General features: G+C 47.4%; 13 protein-coding genes. 4 read left to right on the forward strand and 9 right to left on the reverse strand.

Features of this window, described 5'->3' with window-relative positions; genetic code table 11:
• Positions 1-96 precede the first annotated feature (96 nt).
• The 3 genes from ACN5NT_RS08535 to ACN5NT_RS08545 form a co-directional block, all read right to left on the reverse strand.
• On the reverse strand, positions 97-1,266 hold the full coding sequence (locus ACN5NT_RS08535) for an ABC transporter substrate-binding protein (protein ID WP_419175143.1): 1,170 nt from the start codon (positions 1,264-1,266) through the stop codon (positions 97-99).
• 347 nt (positions 1,267-1,613) lie between these two features.
• Positions 1,614-2,783, reverse strand: coding sequence for an ABC transporter substrate-binding protein (locus ACN5NT_RS08540; protein ID WP_419175144.1), 1,170 nt, complete (start codon positions 2,781-2,783; stop codon positions 1,614-1,616).
• Positions 2,784-2,856: 73 nt separating this feature from the next.
• Positions 2,857-5,019, reverse strand: a complete 2,163-nt coding sequence (locus ACN5NT_RS08545) for a methyl-accepting chemotaxis protein (protein WP_419175145.1) — start codon at positions 5,017-5,019, stop codon at positions 2,857-2,859.
• 950 nt (positions 5,020-5,969) lie between these two features.
• Between ACN5NT_RS08545 and mutY the strand changes: the two genes are divergently transcribed.
• Complete coding sequence (mutY, locus tag ACN5NT_RS08550; protein ID WP_419175146.1) at positions 5,970-7,082, forward strand: A/G-specific adenine glycosylase; 1,113 nt, start codon at positions 5,970-5,972, stop codon at positions 7,080-7,082.
• Between the two features lie 173 nt (positions 7,083-7,255).
• On the opposite strand, the gene ACN5NT_RS08555 is transcribed toward mutY, so the two are convergent.
• The 6 genes from ACN5NT_RS08555 to ACN5NT_RS08580 form a co-directional block, all read right to left on the reverse strand.
• Positions 7,256-8,716: an exodeoxyribonuclease III gene (locus ACN5NT_RS08555; RefSeq protein WP_419175147.1), complete on the reverse strand. Its 1,461-nt coding sequence runs from the start codon at positions 8,714-8,716 to the stop codon at positions 7,256-7,258.
• Positions 8,717-8,754: 38 nt separating this feature from the next.
• On the reverse strand, positions 8,755-9,312 hold the full coding sequence (locus tag ACN5NT_RS08560) for a YcbK family protein (protein ID WP_419175148.1): 558 nt from the start codon (positions 9,310-9,312) through the stop codon (positions 8,755-8,757).
• A 38-nt stretch (positions 9,313-9,350) separates the two neighbouring features.
• Positions 9,351-11,042 (reverse strand): L,D-transpeptidase family protein, encoded by a 1,692-nt coding sequence (locus tag ACN5NT_RS08565; RefSeq protein WP_419175149.1) that lies wholly within the window; start codon positions 11,040-11,042, stop codon positions 9,351-9,353.
• Positions 11,043-11,310: 268 nt separating this feature from the next.
• A complete protein-coding gene (locus ACN5NT_RS08570) occupies positions 11,311-12,570 on the reverse strand; it encodes a diaminopimelate decarboxylase (RefSeq protein WP_419175150.1) in 1,260 nt (419 codons plus the stop codon).
• Positions 12,571-12,613: 43 nt separating this feature from the next.
• Complete coding sequence (locus ACN5NT_RS08575; RefSeq protein WP_176360048.1) at positions 12,614-13,069, reverse strand: Lrp/AsnC family transcriptional regulator; 456 nt, start codon at positions 13,067-13,069, stop codon at positions 12,614-12,616.
• Positions 13,070-13,258: 189 nt separating this feature from the next.
• Entirely contained in the window at positions 13,259-14,593 is a 1,335-nt protein-coding gene (locus ACN5NT_RS08580; protein WP_136795943.1) for a multiheme c-type cytochrome, read from the reverse strand.
• Positions 14,594-14,807: 214 nt separating this feature from the next.
• On the opposite strand from ACN5NT_RS08580, the gene ACN5NT_RS08585 reads away from it, so the two are divergent.
• The 3 genes from ACN5NT_RS08585 (at position 14,808) to ACN5NT_RS08595 (ending at position 19,163) form a co-directional block, all read left to right on the forward strand.
• Positions 14,808-15,719 carry a PfkB family carbohydrate kinase gene (locus ACN5NT_RS08585; protein ID WP_419175151.1) on the forward strand — a complete coding sequence of 304 codons (912 nt, stop codon included), beginning with the start codon at positions 14,808-14,810 and terminating at the stop codon, positions 15,717-15,719.
• Between the two features lie 139 nt (positions 15,720-15,858).
• Positions 15,859-16,566 (forward strand): N-acyl homoserine lactonase family protein, encoded by a 708-nt coding sequence (locus tag ACN5NT_RS08590; protein WP_136795941.1) that lies wholly within the window; start codon positions 15,859-15,861, stop codon positions 16,564-16,566.
• Positions 16,567-16,868: 302 nt separating this feature from the next.
• Positions 16,869-19,163: a glycosyltransferase gene (locus tag ACN5NT_RS08595; RefSeq protein ID WP_419175152.1), complete on the forward strand. Its 2,295-nt coding sequence runs from the start codon at positions 16,869-16,871 to the stop codon at positions 19,161-19,163.
• Positions 19,164-19,166: the final 3 nt, after the last annotated feature.

Consider the following 19,166-nt stretch of genomic DNA (forward strand, 5'->3'; position numbering starts at 1 on the left):
AGCCGTCTGTTACCGTTACAGCTACAAGTTGGATAAACAGGAACCATGGCGCTGCTTCAGCTCAGAATCGTAGCAACGGCAGCTCCGCATATCTGTCTAAGGACACACTGAATCATGGGTTGTAAATTTTTCATCTACAATTTTGCCGACAACGATACACTTATCAGGGTTACCGCTGGCGTTGAAACTCATCATGCCGGTGGCCCCTTCAAAGTTGCGGAGCTTGGCCAATTGACGTTGAACCGCAACACGGTCATCAATAAGATTGCCGGTTAAGCCACCAGTATCTTTAATTGCTTTAAATAATGCACGCATGGCATCCCAGGTGAGCGCTGCAGGTTCATCAGGAACCAGGTCATATGCTTTGCTGTATTGCTCAACGAATGTTTTGTTAATTCCTTGAGCATTGCCGGGCAGATAATTGCTGGTAAAGACAACGCCGTTACAGTTTGCCCCGCAACGTTCCAGGAGTTCATCGGTTGCATATCCTTCTGTGCCAAGGATCGGGATATCAAGGCCGAGTTCGATCATCTGTTCAACAACCGTGGGAACTTCATAGTATTGCTGTGGAAGGAACAGTACTTCGGCACCTGAAAGAAGAATGTTTTTGATCTGTGCACGGAAATCAGTGTCTCCATTCCTGAATTGCTCATTTGCCACCACGGCTCCTGGACCATGGTACTCTTCAAAATCTTTTATAAACGCTTTTGCCATGCCGCTGGAATAGATATTGGTGGCATTAAAAAGCACGGCACCCTTCTTCGCCCCGTATTCCTGATCGGCAAATTTGGTGAGAATAGGTGTCTGGTCAGTGTAGACAAAGCAGCTTCTGAAAGAGAAAGGCATTTTCTCAGTGGTTTTGGGAACAGTGGACCAGGGGCTGATGACGACCGTGGAGAAAGCATTTGCCATTTGCCCTACAGGGACTGCCTGTTTACTGCTTAAGGGCCCGATCATGGCAAGAACGTTGTGCTTTGAGACCTGCTCAATGACGAGATTGGCTGCCTTGGTTGGGTCAGCATCGTTGTTGCCGTAAATATATTCGACATCATAGACTTTATCACCGACCTTAAGCCCGCCTGATGCCTTGATATCTTTCAGAAGAAGTTCAGCTGCATTCTGTCCATGTTTGGCAGCTAATTCAAGTCCACCGGCCAAAGGAAAGTTAAAACCAATACGTATCGTACCGTCAGCGGCTATTGCCTGGGGGCAGAGCATAAGAAACGCAACGCCATAGAAGAGGAGGAAGGTCTTGATTTGGGTCATTGAATACTCCGTTAAGCTATCAACCGAGATACTCGTGGTATCAGGTAAATTATCTTTCAACAAACTGATTTTTTAAAATTTCCAAAGGATTAGATATCTGTTTTGAAAATCGACAAGTGCCGAAATCAACTAAGACAACTTAGTGCCTTATGGACATATGCAGGTTTTGCAGATGTCTCAAGTGAACAGCATGCAATGACTTGAGACATCTGTAAAAAAGATTGTGCAATGTGCTATTGGTAAAAAAAACAATATTATAAATTGATTACCCACTAAGTTTAAGTTGAGCTATAAAAGCCCCAAGTGTTTTCACACAGTTGAATCGATTGCGGTAAAGCCTGGTTGAATTATGGGCAGACAGAATCGTTGAAAGTGAAAAGACCATCAACGATCTTGACAATAATTGTGCACTTCTTGGGGGTCCCGCTGGCATTGAAGCTCATCATGCCGGAAGCACCGTCAAAGTTTTTTAACTGAGCGAGTGAAGTATTAACAGCCTTGCGGTCTTGGAGCAGGTTGCCGGTTAATTCACCTGTATTCTGAATTGCTTTCAACAGAGCTCTGACTGCGTCCCAGGTAAGGGCTGCTGGCTCATCTGGGTTCTTGCCATACGCTTTTGAATATGATTCCACGAATGTCTTGTTGATGCCGGTTGCTCCGCCAGGTGCATAGTTTCCTGTGAAAATGAGGCCGTCGCATTCACTACCGCACTCTCCGACAAGATCTCCCCCGGCCCATGAATTACTGCCTACAATGGGGATATCCAGGCCTACTTCCTTGGCTTGACGCACTATGAGTGGGACTTCATTGTAATGCTGCGGAGTGAAAAGAACCTGGGCACCGGACAACCTGATTCGCTCAAGTTGGGGGCGGAAATCTTTGTCCTCAGTCCTGAACTCCTCAAAGGCGACGACTGAGCCTGTTCCGTTCACCTTCTCAAATGCAGCTTTAAAGGATGAAGCCATACCTCTCGGGTAGGCACTGAGTATATCGTATAGAACCGCAGCACGTGTCGCACCATATTCTTTGGCAGTATACTGTGTGAGAACAGGCCCTTGTTCTGTGTATATGAAGCAGCTTCTAAAAGAGAACGGTTTGTCCTTGGTAGTTACAGGTGAAGTTGACCAGGGGCTGATGACAGTGGTTGAAAACGAATTGGCCATTTCAGCAACGGGGATCGCCTGCCTGGAACTCAAGGGACCGATCATGGCCAGTACGCTGTCTTTAGTGATGTGTTCTACTGTGAGAGCAGATGCTTTTACGGGGTTTGAATTGTTATTGCCGTAGAGAAATTCTACATCGTAAATTTTATCACCTACCCTAAGCCCACCTTGGGCAATGAGATCTTTACGAACAAGTTCGGCTGCATCCTTTGCATGATTGCCAACCATGCTGAACATGCCGACAAGTGGAATATTGAAGCCAATGCGAATGGTACCGTCGGCACCATTGACGTTTTGGCATAAAACAACCAGAACGAGTGAGCCGAGCAAGAAAATGCGAAATAATCGAGTCATCTGGAACACCATAGTTTGGTGCCCGGCAACAGAGGTAGCCGGGCATTTATCATTGCAGACAGTCAGGTGGGAACTAGGCAGCCGTTACTGTGTCGGTAACCTTGAACATTTCAACAGAGGCACGCAGATCGTGAGCGGTGCGACTCAAAATGTCCATTGAGGTTGCAGTTTCCTGGGAAGATCTGGAGGATTCAGTACTTACTTCACCAACTTCCTGCATTGTTACAGTAATTTCCTCAGAAACCTGTACCTGTTTTGTGGCTGCTACGGTAATGGACTCAATCAGATCGGCAAGCTGGTTGGATACCTGCTCAATTTCCTGAAGCTTGGCATGGGCCCCGTCAGCAAGCTGGGAACCCTGAACAACTTTACTGATACTCTCATCCATGCGGGTACTAACGTTTTTAATTTCCGCCTGAATGTTCTTAACAAGCGCCTCGATCTGCTTGGTAGAGTTACCGGAACTTTCTGCAAGTCGCTGGACCTCGTCTGCAACTACGGCAAAGCCGTGACCCGCGTCACCAGCCATTGCAGCCTGGATTGAAGCATTCAGAGCAAGGATGGATGTGCGGTCGGCAATGTCGTTGATGATCTGAATAACGTTACCGATTTCCATGGAACTTTCGCCGAGACGTTTAATGGAGCGTGCAGTCTCGTTAATTTCTTCACGAATTTCGTTCATCGCGTCATTGGTTCTCTGTACTGCTTCCGCACCTTCACGGGCGTTGAGTCTTGAAGCCTCTGATACGTTTGCTGACAGCTGTGCGTTTTCAGATACGTCTTTAATGGAGTTTGCCATTTGCTCAATAGCTTCAATCGCTTGATTCACCTTTTGGGTCTGCTCGATATTTCTATTAGCAAGGGTCATGGTCTGCTTGGAAACCTCTTCAGAGGTATCATCTACGGACTCAGTGGCTTCTTTAACCTTTCGAATAATGTCGGAGAGCTGATCGGTCATAGCGTTAAAGGAGTCGGCAATAGCGCCGGTCATATCCTCGGTAACCTCAGCACGTGCGGTAAGGTCACCCTCGGTAAGGGAGCTGATCTCCTCAAGCAGCTTCATGATCGAGTTCTGGATTGCATCGCGCTCAGTCTGACTCTGGATAAGAACCGTAACATTATCGAGCATGGCATTCAGCGTTGTGGCCATGGAACCAAGTTCGTCGTTACTTACAACCTCGGTACGTGCATCGTAGTTTCCTTTACCGATTTGCTCGAAGAGGGCTACGATATGGCTGATCTGACTGGTGAGACCACGGGAGAGTCGAATAGCGATAAAAATACCGATCATAATCGCGATTCCACCCACAGCAATTACGAGTTGCTGGGTGAGCTTGGTAGACTCTTCCATCTGCGTACGAGCAGAAGCCTCATTGCGAACTGCGTTCTTGAGAAAGGATGCAATAATCGGTTCAGCATTCTGAGCTGCTTTTTCATAGGTCTCGATCCTGGCAGTAATTACCTCATCGGTATTTGCTACCTCTGTAAACCATTTGGTGAATTCTTCGGTTTTTTGGATGAGGCGACCCTGCTCATGATCAGAAAAAGGCAGGCTTGAAATTGTTTCCAAAAAATTATCGCGCTCGAAAATGACTCCAACTGCGACATCGCGGGTAGGGGTCATCAGGTAATCTTTGAGAGTGTTCTGGAGCTGGAAATAGGCGTTGGAGAGCGCCATTGAGTCGAGAGTTTCAACTGTCGCGTGTAAGGCAGCTGCACTTTCCTCGAGTTTGATAAGCTCACCAAACTCCGGATCCGCACGCAGTTCAAGAATGTTCACTGTACCGATAAAGGCACTGAGATATTCGTTGATCGACTGCATCGCGGTCTGGGCGGTATCGATATCGGCCTGGCTGGTCGCCAGCTGTTGGATCTGATAGATGGTCTGGTAGGACTGACCACCGTGGTCGGTAAATGGGCTGAGGTATGTATCCTTGGCTTCCTGGATACCGATAGATTTGTATTTGATGAGGAAGTCTTTTTCGTAGCTTTGCATCATTCGCAGATGCTTCTCTGTTTCAAGACTCAGTCGCGCGATTGTACCGTGAATATTAACAAGGTCATCAATGGTCTTGTTGGCGATGGTCTGGGAAACCAGGGTAATCGCACTTACTGAAAGAGTAAGTAAAATCATTACGAAAAATGCAAGCATAAGCTTACTGCGAATGCTAAAGCTGCTTGCCAGTCGTGAAAAAAGAGTACTTTTTGCTTCAGCCCCTTTACTTTTGCTTTCCATCACTCCTCCATAAATCCAGATTCAGCCCTTTTCGGACTACCTTTTCAGACAACTTTTTCAGAAAAAACGAACTGGGACATACTTTTTACTACCTGTGTCGTTCGGATAACAGAAGCCTGGAATCTTTATAGAGAATCTTTAAAGATTTCAATAACCCGTCTCCCCCCCAGCAACACCGTGTAATTTTAACCTCCTTGACCGACCAATTTGCGCAAATTAAAAAATCTCATGTATTGAATATGTTACATGAAATAATGGCTATTAAAGATAGTCAGGAGAGGCCGGCTTTATGCTGTATGTCCCTTGTTTAACAACGTAAAATTGAAAATCATAGTAAATGAATTGATATTGTTTGTCTAGCCTTGTTTATGGCCGTACTCCTTATTTATAAAAGAGATTTTCGACATATGTCGGTGTGGCGAGGGATCACTCAGTAGATACTGATCGATTATCTCATATTGAAAATGAAATTTGGCAAGATCAGGACAGATCCGTACCCCTAAGGTGAAAAACAGGGGCGAGCTGAGTCTTTCTTTTTCGATCTGCGGATCAGTCAAGTTCAGCTTCACACAGTGAAGAGTTGGGGACAGGGGGGCAGGGTAAGAGCGTAACGCCAAAGAGATATTCTCCAATAAAATAAAATAATTCAGTACATTAGACAAAACAGTTACCAATAAGCCAGGCCTGCACCTCACGTTTTTTTCCTCACATTTTCACGCCAAAAAATTAATGGGGAATCAGATTTTTTCTTTGAATGTATGAGTTCTGGTCCCTGATAAGGAAACCCCACGCTTCTGTCTTGACGATGGCTGGAAAAGATGGGAAAACATCACATTTTCATGAAGTGATGAAAGAAAGACTGGTTATATTTTTACTTTGTAATTAACCGCTCCGGTAAAGCTGGAGACGAAATTTGAATATTCACTGACGGTTGTCGTATATAGAATCTCATGAAACATATTGCTGAAAATCTCCTGGATTGGTTCAAGAACTGCTCCAGACCCCTTCCCTGGAGGAAAAGTTACAATCCGTATCATGTCTGGATTTCAGAGATAATGCTGCAGCAGACCCAAATGGAGCGTGGCGTGGGCTATTTCACCAGATGGATCGCTCGATTTCCCGATGTTGCCGCTGTGGCCAGGGCAGAAGAGCAGGAAATCATGAAACTCTGGGAAGGGCTCGGTTACTATGCCAGAGCCAGAAACCTGCATGCCACGGCAAAGATTGTTCATGCTGAATTTGGTGGGGATATTCCTTGTGACACGGAGACACTCCTTACGCTGCCAGGGATAGGACCATACACCGCAGCTGCAATAAGCAGTATCGCCGGGAACGTTGATATTCCGGTGGTGGATGCTAATGTACTGAGAGTTTTTGCCCGCCTTTTTGATATAGAAGGAAATATAAAAAGTGGAGCAGTAAAAAAGGATATTGAGCAAAAGGCCTGGGAACTTTTACCGAAAGGTAAGGCAAGACTATATAACCAGGCGCTGATGGATTTGGGCGGTTTGATTTGTCTGCCTCGTAACCCTCGATGCAACATCTGTCCGGTAGCTGAGTTGTGTCGTGCAAGGAGGCAGGGTACAGTTAATGAGCGTCCGGTCAAGGTGGCAGTTGAAAAAAAGATTCTCATAGAGATGGCAACAGGTGTTCTGAATAAAGACGGCAGATTATTTATTCAGCAACGTCTGGCTGATGATATTTGGGGAGGGCTCTGGGAGTTTCCCGGAGGCGGTGTAGAGCCTGGTGAGTCTCCGGATGAAGCGGTGGTGCGGGAGTACCGGGAAGAGACAGGCTTTAAGGTTACGGTTTGCTCAAAAATCACCACTTTGACCCACTTTTACACCAAGTACAAGGTTGTGCTGCACTGTTACGGCTGCCGAATGATTTCAGATACCCTGCAACCTTTACAGCTGACCGCAGCGCAACAGTATCGGTGGGTTTTTCCGGAAGAACTCAGTGATTTTGGTTTCCCGGCGGGGCATCGCAAGCTGCTGGAATATCTGAATGGTTCCTGTCCCGAGATTCTTGTTGATCCTTGCTCTGAAATCGTGAAAAACTAGCCTGAAATTGTGATCTGCATGTGCTGGTTTTACCCTGAGAGAGGGCGTGGTATCCGGTCGGCTAAAAGGGAGTGATTGCCAAATCGCCCTGGTCGGGGTGGCAGATGAATCCGGGCCAGGCTCATTCGGCGATAGAACAGCAATACAACAAGCTACGATTGTGAGACCAGATGTTACGAAGCCCAGTGAAGGACCACCGGGCAGTGGTCTGAGCCCAAAATCTCCGGCAGTATCTCAGCGTTTTGCACGCGTGTGGCACCAGCTGAATCGACACAGAAGTAGTCGATGCGCCAGCCTATGTTCTTTGCCCTGGCGTTAAAGCGGTAACTCCACCAGGTGTATTGCTCAGGATCCTGATTGAACATCCTGAAGGTGTCCAGGTAACCAGCTTCAATAAAGCTGTCCATCCAATCACGTTCGTCCTGGGTGAAGCCGGCGTTTTGGGTGTTGGAGGCAGGGTTCTTCAGGTCAATGGGCTTGTGTGCCACATTGAAGTCCCCGCAGAGTACGACATGCTTTTGCTTTTTCAGGTTGTCGGTAAAAGCGAGCAGGGCATGGTTAAAGGCTATCTTGAACTCCAGGCGCTTTAATCCTTCTCCAGCATTGGGGAAATAGATATTGGTGAGATAGTAGCTGTCAAACTCAAGGGTAAGAACCCGGCCTTCACGGTCGAACTCTTCAATTCCCAAGCCTTCAATAACCTTGAGAGGCTCTTGTCTGGTGTAGACTGCCACTCCGGAATACCCTTTTTTTTCAGCACTGTGCCAATAAGAAGTATACCCATCAATATCTTTGAGTTTATCTGAGAGTTGGTCGGGGTGCGCCTTGGTTTCCTGGAGAGCGAGAATATCTGCATCGAGATCTGCCACTATTTCGGCAAAACCCTTCTTTTCCACAGCTCGTATTCCATTAACATTCCAGGAGATCAGTTTAAGCGGTTGGCCATTGTGTTTTTCTGTGCGCTTGGAACTGGCTTTTACTGACCTTGGCGTAACACCATTTTGCGGACAAGCGCCTTGCAGGGGGCATATGTCGCAATGTGGCCGAACCGGCTTACACAGTGACTGTCCGAAGGCAACCAGGATAGAATTTACCGTGATCCAATGTTTTTCCGGCAGCTTTGCCCGTAATGCCATCTCGGTCTTTAATGGTGTGTCGGTATCTACATAACACCAGATATTCATGATTCTGTGAACATGGGTGTCAACGCAGATTGCGGGCTTTGCAAATGCAACACTTCTGACCAGGTTGGCTGTCTTTCTGCCAACCCCCGGCAACTGAATCAGGTCTTCAATGGTATCCGGTACTTTATCGCCAAATTGTTTGAGGCTTTGCGGCAATTGAGCCAGGTATTTGGCTTTGTTTCTGAAAAAGCCCACAGGGTGAATGAGCTTTTCAAGTTCTTCTACAGAAAGTTTTGCGAGTGCTTCGGGTGTCTCGGCTTTTTTGAAGAGACGGCTTGCGGCCTTGGCAGTGGTCTCATCCTTGGTTCGGGCTGAGAGGATCGTCGCCACCAGCACCTTGAATGGATCGCGGGTTTGAACTGCTATCAGATCGACGACGGGGACCTGTTTATCGCGTACATAGTCAGCCACGATGTGAAGAAAAGATGTTATGTCGATTTCTGATTTCATGAATTGCGATCAAGCGCTCTGGCTATACTTTTATAGATTTACCAATACCTGATTCTGCCGGTATCAATATGGACAAAATTTGAATCAGGGTAATAACCGACCCCACCTGCCCGTAGCGAAATAGCCACATCTCTCAAATCTCTGGTTGGAAGATCGGTAAGTCGTAAGTCGATTGCCTGACCAACCAGGTGCAAACTTTTTAAGGCAACTCCGTTGCTGTTGGCTCGAAGTTGTTCATTGGTTGCTCCTGAGCGATATCCACCGATTACTTCGTAGGTTCCGTTACTCCCGGTTTTTTCCTGGATATTGGCAAGAACTTTCATGAGTCGGAAATCTATCGGATGCACTTCACCGGTGCGAAAATCACGCAGGAAGCTGTTGAGATCCTGTTTACGATCTTCCTGGGCGTCGAGAAAAGGGTCTGAGAGCTCGAATTTTTCTCTGGTATGTATATGATAAAATTTAAGTTTATGAGAAGGGACCGGCACTGCATGCAGATTGAGAGGCCTCGCAAGTCCGGCACATATGGTAAGTTTCGCAGCTGTGGCAATGAACCTGCGCCTGCACAGCTGCGCATCGGGTTGTGGTGGTATCATCTGGTGTTGAATATGGTAAAAAACGTGATAATGTAGAACTAAAACAGCGCATTAGCGAGTTTTTTGTCGCGAGAATAAACGTCTACATTAAAATGGATTGTACCATCTTTGTCAACCCAGCTTGTTTGATACGTGATGTGTACGGGGATAGGTCTGGACAGCTGAATAACCTTACGGGAATTACTGTCATAGGCGGTATCGATTCTCTCGGTATTCCAGTCACCATGTTGATCTTCCAGGAGAAAATAGGCAAGGGCCCGGGGGTCGCTCACGCGGATACAACCATGGCTGAAATCTCTGTTCGTGTAGTTAAACAGTTGCGGAGATGAGGTGTCGTGCAGGTAGACATCATACCGGTTTGGAAAGAGAAACTTGATTCTTCCCAGAGGATTTTTGGGACCGGGGTCCTGGCGTAGCCTGTAACCTGCCATCTGGCCGGGGCTTACCGAATTCCAGTCAATCGAAGTTGAGTCCAGTTCCCTGGCGTTACCATTCCAACTGGAGTAGAGGCGAATATTTCGCTGTTTGAGAGAACCAGGGTCTTTCCTCAGCTTTGGCAGTTCCTCATTCTTGGCAATACTGGTTGGAATGGTCCAGTAGGGGTTAATATCAATCTGTCGGATAATATTACTGAAAACCGGGGTCTGGTGTCGCTCTTTTCCAACGACCACCCGAATATCCAGAGCCTGTTCCTGGCCCATGTCACGATATGCTTTTAAATTATAACCGGCAATATTCACCAATACATATTTTGAGCCGAGATCGTGCGATTGCCAGCGCCAGCGAGCGAGGTTGATTCGTATGGTTTTGATACGTTCATCAACGGTGACATTAAGCGCGCCTCTGGTATTGATGCCGATAACCCCGTCTGGTTTAAGACCGTTCCGGAGTTGAAATTTAATCACAGCGTCTCTCAGCTCCAGATCATAACGGTACGGGTCGGGTGGGTTGGATTCTTGAGCAAGTTCCCCTGTCATTTTAAGGCGTTCACGCACAATCGCAACACGTGTGTCTCTATTACCCGGAAAAATTTTTAATCCTTCAGGCAGGTATGGCCACCCACCCTGAAGGGCAATGATACGATACTTCTCAAGGGCGTTCTTCAGGCTGGTGTAATGAACATGCTGCGGAGGAAGTTGTTCGAGATAGTCTTTGATATTATTAGCAAATCGTACCTGTTGAATGGCGAAAACCGGATTGAAATCACGATACCCAGCTTCAGGAAAGAGTTGAGGATTGGTGACACTGGGGCTGAGCTGACCGTAACTTATGTCGTGTATATAATGAACAAGATTGTAGGTGAGGAGAGTGTCGAGCTTTGCCAGGTCAGTGGCATTTTTTGAATTCCATAACTGCCTGATTTCACCTACCTGGTAAATCAGGGGGTTGAGACCGTGTTTTTCGGAGTCCTGAAGATATTCAAAAATTATCCTGGCTTTGTACGATGGTCCTTTTGAGCTGACCCAAAGGGGGGTGGAGTCATACTTTGTATAAATTATGGCCAGACAAATGTCTTTAGAGGCCAGTAATGGCGTGTTATTTTCGAGCTGTACCAGGTCTATAGGCTGGCATCCGAGATGTTTTTGCAGTTCTAAAGCTATCTGTTGTTCAGACGCAGCGGAGTGGCTGACTGCCGGCGAGACTAGAAGACATAACAGAGAGATACAGAGGAGGGTTTGCGTGAACCAGCAAAGAGTTGTGGATTTGCTTTTGAGTCCTGAAATACTCATAGAATCCTGCTTGCTTTAAATTGCATTTGGTAAGAACTGCTGACTGGAGCAATCCTGACTGGGAAGAAGACTTTTCTCGTACGAATATATTAATTATGCAATTTCACTGTGGGCATTACAAATACAGATTAAACATAAACTCTGCTAAATGTAATAGTTGCAGGTTGAAAAAAAATATCTGATTGTTCTATGGAGATAATTTGTACTACGGATGAGGAAAATTGCGCCCTGATGCGGGGCAGGGCGCTGTAACTATAAGCCGAGTGGCTTATAGGGAAAGGCTGTCGGTGGTGAAGTCGAGGGTCGCAAAGTAGTCTTCAGGCCGTTCTTCGCGACGGATAAGTTCGGCAGTCCCTTTGACTGTCAACATGAGCTCTTTCGGGCGGAGTTTACCATTATAATTAAAGCCCATGGCATGGCCGTGTGCACCAGTGTCGTGGATGATCAGAATATCGCCGTCCTGGATAGCAGGGAGTTTTCTCTGAATTGCGAACTTGTCGTTGTTTTCACATAAGGAGCCGACCACATCCACGGTTTCCATCTCACCACTCTCATCCTTGCCAAGAACATCAATATGGTGATATGCGCCATAGAGTGCAGGTCGCATCAGGGCGCTCATGCAGGTATCAACTCCGATATAGGTGTGATAGATATCTTTGCGGTTGATTGCCCGAACCACCAGTACCCCGTGGGGGCCTGTCATAAAACGACCGCTTTCCATACATAGCGCCGGCATATAGCCATTCTTGTTTTTGAAATCCTGGAATACCGTCGTAATCTCACGACCCATGCCATCCAGATCAAATTTGTCCTGGTCTGGGCGGTAGGGGATTCCCAAGCCACCACCAATATTGATGAACTCAAAAGTGATGCCAAGTTCGGCAGAAATGTCTTCAACCAACTCCAGAAGCATTTCAGCAGTTTGAACCATATAGGAATAGTTCAACTCATTGGAAGCGAGCATGGTGTGAAGACCAAAGCGTGTTGCACCCCGGGCCATGGCCTGCCTGTAGGCATCGATAATCTGGTCGTGGCTGACACCATATTTTGCTTCGGTCGGATTGCCTATTATATCGTTGCCGGTTCTGCGAGTGCCTGGATTATACCTGAAGCAGATCAGCTCAGGCATGTTCGGCACCTTATCGACCAGAGAAATATCATCGAGGTTGAGAATACAGCCGCCTTCCTGCTCTGCGAGTTGAAACTCTTCCTGGCTGGTATTATTTGAGGTAAACATGATATCCGCCCCCTTGGCACCAAGTTGACGGCTCAGCATTAATTCAGTGGTTGAGGAACAATCAAAACCAAAGCCCTCATCCTGCATAATTTTGAGAATGGAGGGGTTGGGCAGCGCTTTTACTGCGTAATATTGACGAAACTCATCGATTCCTGCGAAGGCCCGTTTCAGGTCGGCGCAGGTTTCACGAATTCCCTGTTCATCGTAGATATGAAATGGTGTGCCGAAATGGTCGCAGATGTTTTCCAATACCGGAAACAGCCTGCTCTTAAAAGATGTGGATATTGGCATGGTGCAGACTCCTGTTGAATAAACTGTGTATTGCCGAACTATGTTAACATATAGGGATTTTTGAAGTTTCTTTAACCGTGTGCATCACTGTGATTGTCCGTGTCGCTGCAACACCCGAAAGAGTGGTGATCCTGGTGCGGAGCAACTCACCCAATTCACGGCTATCCTTGACCCGTACCTTTACAAAGTAACCATCGTCACCGGTGGTGTAGTGCACTTCCTGAATCTCAGGCAGCTGAGAAAGGTGTTCACCAATCAGGTCAAATTCTTCCCCGCCGCAGTTGGTTTGAATTTGAATGAAGGCAATCTGGCCCTTATCGAACTGTTCAGGATTGAGCCGGACTTCGTAGCCATCAATTATTCCGTTCTTTTCTAATTTGCGTATTCGTTCAAGTACAGCTGATGGCGCCAGACCGACCTGTCGGGATACTTCCACATTCGGAATACGTGCCTTCTCCTGCAGGATTTTCAGAATCTCAAGGCTCTTGTCGTCAATCATATGAATCACCCTCCATTTTGGAGAACAATATTCTCTAATGGCGTGTCGGTCAAGAATAAAATTCTCTATTGTGGCATGAGGTGAGAATTATTATGGAGATGGATGGGGGCTAACATGAAAAAGGAGGCATCGAACCTGAATTCGCTGCCTCCTGACGTAGAGTATGGGTGGAGTAAATGCTTGAATGGCTTATTTGTCTTTTTCTATAAAATATGGTGCATAGATTTTTTGCAATTCACCACTCTTGATTTTCCCTTTCAGGGTTTTGGTATCTTCGATCAACCAGGTGTGCATGGGGTCGTTTTCCAGCATGTTTTGGATATAAGCCGTGATCTCAGGGTCATTATAACGGAGTGCCTCTGGTATGAATTTAAAGTAAAAGTTGTGCGCCACGTCATAAATACCATGCCACCAGGCATAGTCGGGACCCATCATTGCTGTACCCATTCGTGCCCGGCGCCCCTCATGATGCCACAGTTCCCAATATTCCCACTCAATATCATTTGCAAATGAGGCAGTTCTTTTCAGGACGTTTTTCTCCTGTATCATTTTCATGATTGCCCCGGCGGGCTTGGCGAATTTTTCGTTGTAGAGCATCACCAGCGCATCGTACTGATAGTAATGGCCGTCAATAAAGGTTTGCTGGTGGCAATTAAGGCAGACGTTTTCCATCGCTGTCCGACGTTCCTGCCAGTTATCGAGTTTTGTAGAGACAGGTGGTCTCAGGGTCCATGAAATTCTGTCGCCGACATCATGGGTTGCAGGTTGGCTGAAGGTTGCGGACATGTGGCAGGTTGAGCAGCTTGGTGCCTGGTAATAATCCTGACCAACAATCCAGGTATCATTATCCAGGTTCATGGTATCTTTGAATGAATAGTAGGCGATACCATGTTTTGATTCTTCAAAGATTTCTTTTTGCGGGTGATCCGGTCCCAGATGGCATTTACCGCAGTTTTCCGGTTGGCGCGCCTGGGCAGCGGAAAAGGAGTGGCGTGAATGACAGGCGTTGCAACTTCCCTTAGAACCGTCAGGGTTGATTCTGCCAATCCCTGAATTGGGCCAGGTTAAGGGGGAGAGTTTATTGGAAAGTGATTCATCTACAATTACCTTGGCGCCATGACATGATTCACAGCCGACAATGGCGATGGGATGACCGCCTGCAACATGCGCCAGATATGCGTCGGAAGACTCCAGTATTTCACCGGCTTTGGCGTGGTGGGATTTGGTTGCCTGCTCCATTTGCTCTTCATGACACCGGCCACAGTCATGGGGAGTGACCATCGTGGCAACAACAGCCCCGTTGTGCTCAAAACCGTCCTGGTCATCCTTTGCAGCACCATGGCAATCAAGACAACCTATGTCATTCTTGCCATGTTTTGAATTGAGCCATTGTTGGTAAAGACCGGGGTTGTCTTTTGCATGGCAGCTTACACAGTCTGTCTCCTCCTGCGCAAAGCCCAGTGAAACAAAACCAAAACACAGTGCAGCGGCTGTAACGAAACAGGTGTTAATCAGCTTTCTCATCTATACCTCCATCAAATTTATGGATTAAAGTAAAATGGAGCGGGCATGGTCGAAAGAGAACCTGGAATGCGTTGCAGGCATTGCTGAAATTTCTGGATAAATTGAGGTATGTATCCTGACTCTATTGACTGCATTGTGTAAATTGTAAATGAATTGATGAGGTGATACCAGCATAAAGCAGTATCGCGAACCACGGCTGTAACATGAGTATGGTGTGGGTTCAGTACAACAGAAGAACCGGGAAAAGGGGGGCAACGACATAATGAAATGTGTATTTTTGGGACTGACTACCCTTGATATAATTCATTACCTGAAAAGATATCCATCCAGTAACGAAAAGGTACGGGCGGATACCCAACTCTTTTTTGCCGGCGGGCCTGCTGCAAACGCAGCGGTGACCTGCTCAGCTTTAGGTGCTGAGGCAATACTCGTTACCGGACTGGGACAGCAGCCGCTAGCAGGTCTGGCCCGTCAGGACTTAGAGGACCATGGGGTTGAAGTTATCGACCATACCGCGAGGCCGGAAGATTTGCCGATAGTCTCCTCGATTATAGTTGATGAATCGAACGGTGATCGCTGTGTTGTCTATACCCGCCCCGACTCGAGCCGGTTGCTCGCTAACCAGGACTATTCGCAACTGCTGGCGGGTGCGGATCTGTTGATGCTCGACGGGCATTATCATGAAGCTGCTCTGGCCTGTGTTCGACGAGCGAAATCCCTTGGTCTGAAAACGGTCCTGGATGGTGGTAGCTGGAAAGAAGGACTGCGTGATATTCTGCCGTATATTGATTATGCCATCTGCTCGGGTGATTTTTATCCTCCAGGCTGTGGCGATACTGAGTCAGTGGTTGCCTATCTGAAATGTATTGGCATACCCAATATTGCTGTCTCAGGCGGAGATGCTGCCATTAAGGTATGGCAGGAGAAGTATATGGAGATAGCGATTATTGAAACAGAGGTCGTTGATACCCTAGGCGCAGGAGATATACTTCACGGGGCATTTTGCCATTACCTTGGTGATGGTGATTTCTACCAGGCGCTGGCCAGTGCATCCAGGGTAGCGACGCTATCCTGCAGGTACCGTGGAACACGCCAATGGATTCATGAAAAGGGGAAACTCGACTGATTGCCGGTCAAAAAAATTTCTTGAGGGAAAATTGAGTGGCTGTATGATGATAGCGTATCGTGCTCCACATCGGGCTTTGCCTGCGAACAGGCAATGACTGAGAGAGCTGTCAGTAATTACGAATGAACGAGGATGAGAGATGACCTATTCGATAACCCCTCTGTTGACAGGTGTGCGTAATCCTGATCAGGGAATCATGACCTACCAGCAAGGGTATGGAAAGCGTATATGGTTGCCCATATGGGCATTTCTGGTGCAGGGCAATGGACATAATATTCTGGTGGATACAGGTCTGGATGAAAACGAACTCTTCCCTCCGGCAGGTTTTACTGAAGAAACCGGCCTGACTCCTGAAACGCTCGCCGACTGTCTTAAAGCCGAGGGATTGTCTGTTGATGATATCGACATAGTCATCAATACTCATCTTCACGATGACCATTGCGGCAATAATGCACTCTTTACCAAAGCGACGTTCTACGCTCATCCGGACGAGGTTGCGTTTTGTAAATCTCCCCATCCACTCGACCATCGTTACGATGAATACTTTATTGAAAATACAGAATTTCAGGATGCGGTGGATGGGCAGGAGATCGTCCCGGGAATCACTGTGATATTCTCACCGGGTCACACTGTCGGCTGTCTTTCAGTCCGTATCTCTACTGCGGTTGGTGATGCTGTGATAACGGGATTTTGCTGTAATAACCAAAACTTTCCTGATAATGGTCCGGCAGTATGCCCTGGTGTACACCTCAATGCGGTGGAAGCCTGGGATTCTATTCAGAGGATTAAGGCGATAGCGGCAACCATTCTACCGATGCATGAGCTAAGCCTGAAAAAGATATCCTGAATATGTAGTAATAGCAAGTTGTTCAACTACCATGTCGGGCATCGTGGCTTTTTGGCGACAACGCCGATGCCTATTTCGGTGCCTGACATTCAATAATTGTTGCCCACTCTCTGAATTTGTTGTCAAACATCCAGATAAGCGTGATAGGATATCAGGTACGGGGGAGGTGTTGGTGAATCTCCCCAATTTCCCTCTGTGCAGATTCGCGATGTTCGCGTTTTTTACTATTGAAAACAGATAGTTCATTTGATGTAATCCAAGTATTTCCATCTTTAAACCGAATACTTTACGTTGGTGCTTCTATGGAAGGTGTTTCCATAATTATCCCGACGCTTAATGAAGCCGAGAATATAGATCCCCTATTGGAGCGGATTCATACCGCACTTGCGCCATATGATTTTGCTTTTGAGATTGTTTTCTCCGATGGGGCTTCTGTAGACATGACCAGAGAGGTCATTGAGCTCTGGCAGAATAAGGCTGAAGTGAGGTTGGTTGAAAATGAGCAGGGGAAAGGATTGGCTGCCGCGGTCATCTCCGGGGCCAGGGCAGCAAAGCATGATTTCCTGATTGTGATGGATGCAGATTTGAGTCACCCTCCCGAAGTTATACCTGGTCTACTTGAGCCGTTAATGAGTGGCAGGGCGGATATGGTTGTTGGCAGCAGGTATGTGCGGGGCGGGTCAACTCCCGACTGGCCGGTCAAAAGAAAAATTATATCCAGACTTGCGACCTTACCGGCAAGGATGTTTACGCATATTAAAGATCCGCTGTCTGGTTTTATCGCCGTGCGGCGGGAGCGCCTTGCAAAAATTGAGGACGAGGTATGTGGCTTTAAGATTGGTTTGGAGTTACTGGCAACGGCGGAGGATGACGTGAGAGTACATGAAGTTCCCATAGCATTCAGTGACAGGCGTTGGGGACAATCCAAACTGAGCACAGGGGTGGTGACGGACTATATTAAGCAGTTGGCAATGCTGGTCGGCATCAGCCTGTTACCGGGTGGGTTTAAATGGCTTTTTCCGGTATTTCTTACTGTAGTAGTAACCGATAGCGCACTCTTTACGGCTTTTTTGCATTATGGCATAGCGGCGGGGTGGGCCCATTGTCTCAGTTTTCTCCCGGCCGCCGCCCTGGGAGGTGTGCTCGGTGTAAAAACTCTTGCCCGAAATGATATTCGCGAGGTCTCCGGACTGCTTAACTGGTATTTTATCGGCACGGCTTGTGTCTGTTTGCTGACACTCTTTTTGCGGAGCGGGGTTGTTGCGACTTCGTTGAGAATAAATGGAGAACTTACCACAGCATTTGTATTTTATTTTGGCCTGCTGAGTTTCTTGGGTGCTTATTCAGGAATAATTTTCTGGGTACATTCCCTAAAAAAGCGAAGAATTAGTGGGAGACAACTCAGGACCTACTACGGACTGGGCGTTGTATTCTACCTTATGCTGTTGCGACTGGCGTATATCGGCGGTATGGAGTTATTACCCGAAGAGCAATACTATTACCAACTGATTACACAGGTTCAAGTCGATGCACCTGCAGCACTTCTCCCTGCACCAGCGTTGTTAGGTGCTCTTGGAATGCCGAATTTCCCTGAATTGCTTCTTGGATTTCGGTTGGGCGTTTGGTTGTTGTGGCTCATGACCCTCGGTTTTATCTTCAGTCTGGCCAGGGATATGTATGATCGGCAGGTTGCGTTTGCTCTTGTTTTGCTGTTTTCCATAGTACCGTTCTTTTTTGCAGCCGGTTTCTTTGTAACCAATGAAGCAGTTCTCACACTTATCTGGTGTGCGGCTCTCTATCTGATTTACCGGGCGATTGTAACCGGGGCCAGGAACGCCTGGATTTTGGCGGGCATTATTATTGGCGCGGGATTGCAGCTTGATGTGCGGCTGAGCGTGATGATCGCTGGAGTGTTGGTTTATCTGTGCTACTCAATTACAAGAGGGAAGTTGCTGCTATCCCTAACTGAGCCGTATTTGGGCCTGGCGGCGATGCTGCTGACATTTCTGCCAGCTATTATCATTAAGGGGGGGAGGTTGGCTGTAGATGTTTCGACCAGAGAGGTCTACAGCGGACCCGTGTGGGTGGAATCGTTATTGGGGGGCGTGCTCAGCAGTGCGTGGTTGCTGCCGGTCATCTTGCTTACGCCGACAGTACTTGCGGCGGGCGTTGTCTGGGCTTGGTTGTTTTTGAAAGCTGGTATTCGAGAGCAGCGCCTGGAAGGAGAGCGTGCAGACCGTCACAGGTTATTCCTGATAGCATTTTTTGGAGTGCCGTTTTTGTTGTTTCTTGTCCCTGGTCTGTTTGAAAAAAACATTCTCTGTGCCTGGGGTTTAGTCTGGGGGGGATTGATGCCGACAATCGCTGCCCTGATGGCATTCAGGGGGGATTATGGTACTTCGGAACTTTCACAACACCCAGGATCTGTAGGCCTGTCTGGTGGTGACAGCGAGCCGGTGAGTCGTGGTAGAGAGCAGCTTGACTCAACTTCGGTTGAAAAAGAGCGCGTAACAGCAATTCTTCGGCGCTGCTGGTGGCCTACAGTCTGCATGATGCTGCTTATTTATGGTGCGGGGTTGCATTTGATGGTGTTGTAGCAG

Origin of the sequence: Desulfosediminicola sp. (genome assembly GCF_048381775.1) — a bacterium.
Lineage (GTDB): Bacteria > Desulfobacterota > Desulfobulbia > Desulfobulbales > Desulfocapsaceae > Desulfopila > Desulfopila ganghwensis.

Bases quoted from the DNA above. Each gene is read 5' to 3' on its own strand.
- ACN5NT_RS08535 (WP_419175143.1), bottom strand. From the start codon at position 1,266: ATGACCCAAATCAAGACCTTCCTCCTCTTCTATGGCGTTGCGTTTCTT.
- ACN5NT_RS08540 (WP_419175144.1), bottom strand. From the start codon at position 2,783: ATGACTCGATTATTTCGCATTTTCTTGCTCGGCTCACTCGTTCTGGTT.
- ACN5NT_RS08545 (WP_419175145.1), bottom strand. From the start codon at position 5,019: ATGGAAAGCAAAAGTAAAGGGGCTGAAGCAAAAAGTACTCTTTTTTCA.
- mutY (WP_419175146.1), top strand. From the start codon at position 5,970: ATGAAACATATTGCTGAAAATCTCCTGGATTGGTTCAAGAACTGCTCC.
- ACN5NT_RS08555 (WP_419175147.1), bottom strand. From the start codon at position 8,716: ATGAAATCAGAAATCGACATAACATCTTTTCTTCACATCGTGGCTGAC.
- ACN5NT_RS08560 (WP_419175148.1), bottom strand. From the start codon at position 9,312: ATGATACCACCACAACCCGATGCGCAGCTGTGCAGGCGCAGGTTCATT.
- ACN5NT_RS08565 (WP_419175149.1), bottom strand. From the start codon at position 11,042: ATGAGTATTTCAGGACTCAAAAGCAAATCCACAACTCTTTGCTGGTTC.
- ACN5NT_RS08570 (WP_419175150.1), bottom strand. From the start codon at position 12,570: ATGCCAATATCCACATCTTTTAAGAGCAGGCTGTTTCCGGTATTGGAA.
- ACN5NT_RS08575 (WP_176360048.1), bottom strand. From the start codon at position 13,069: ATGATTGACGACAAGAGCCTTGAGATTCTGAAAATCCTGCAGGAGAAG.
- ACN5NT_RS08580 (WP_136795943.1), bottom strand. From the start codon at position 14,593: ATGAGAAAGCTGATTAACACCTGTTTCGTTACAGCCGCTGCACTGTGT.
- ACN5NT_RS08590 (WP_136795941.1), top strand. From the start codon at position 15,859: ATGACCTATTCGATAACCCCTCTGTTGACAGGTGTGCGTAATCCTGAT.
- ACN5NT_RS08595 (WP_419175152.1), top strand. From the start codon at position 16,869: ATGGAAGGTGTTTCCATAATTATCCCGACGCTTAATGAAGCCGAGAAT.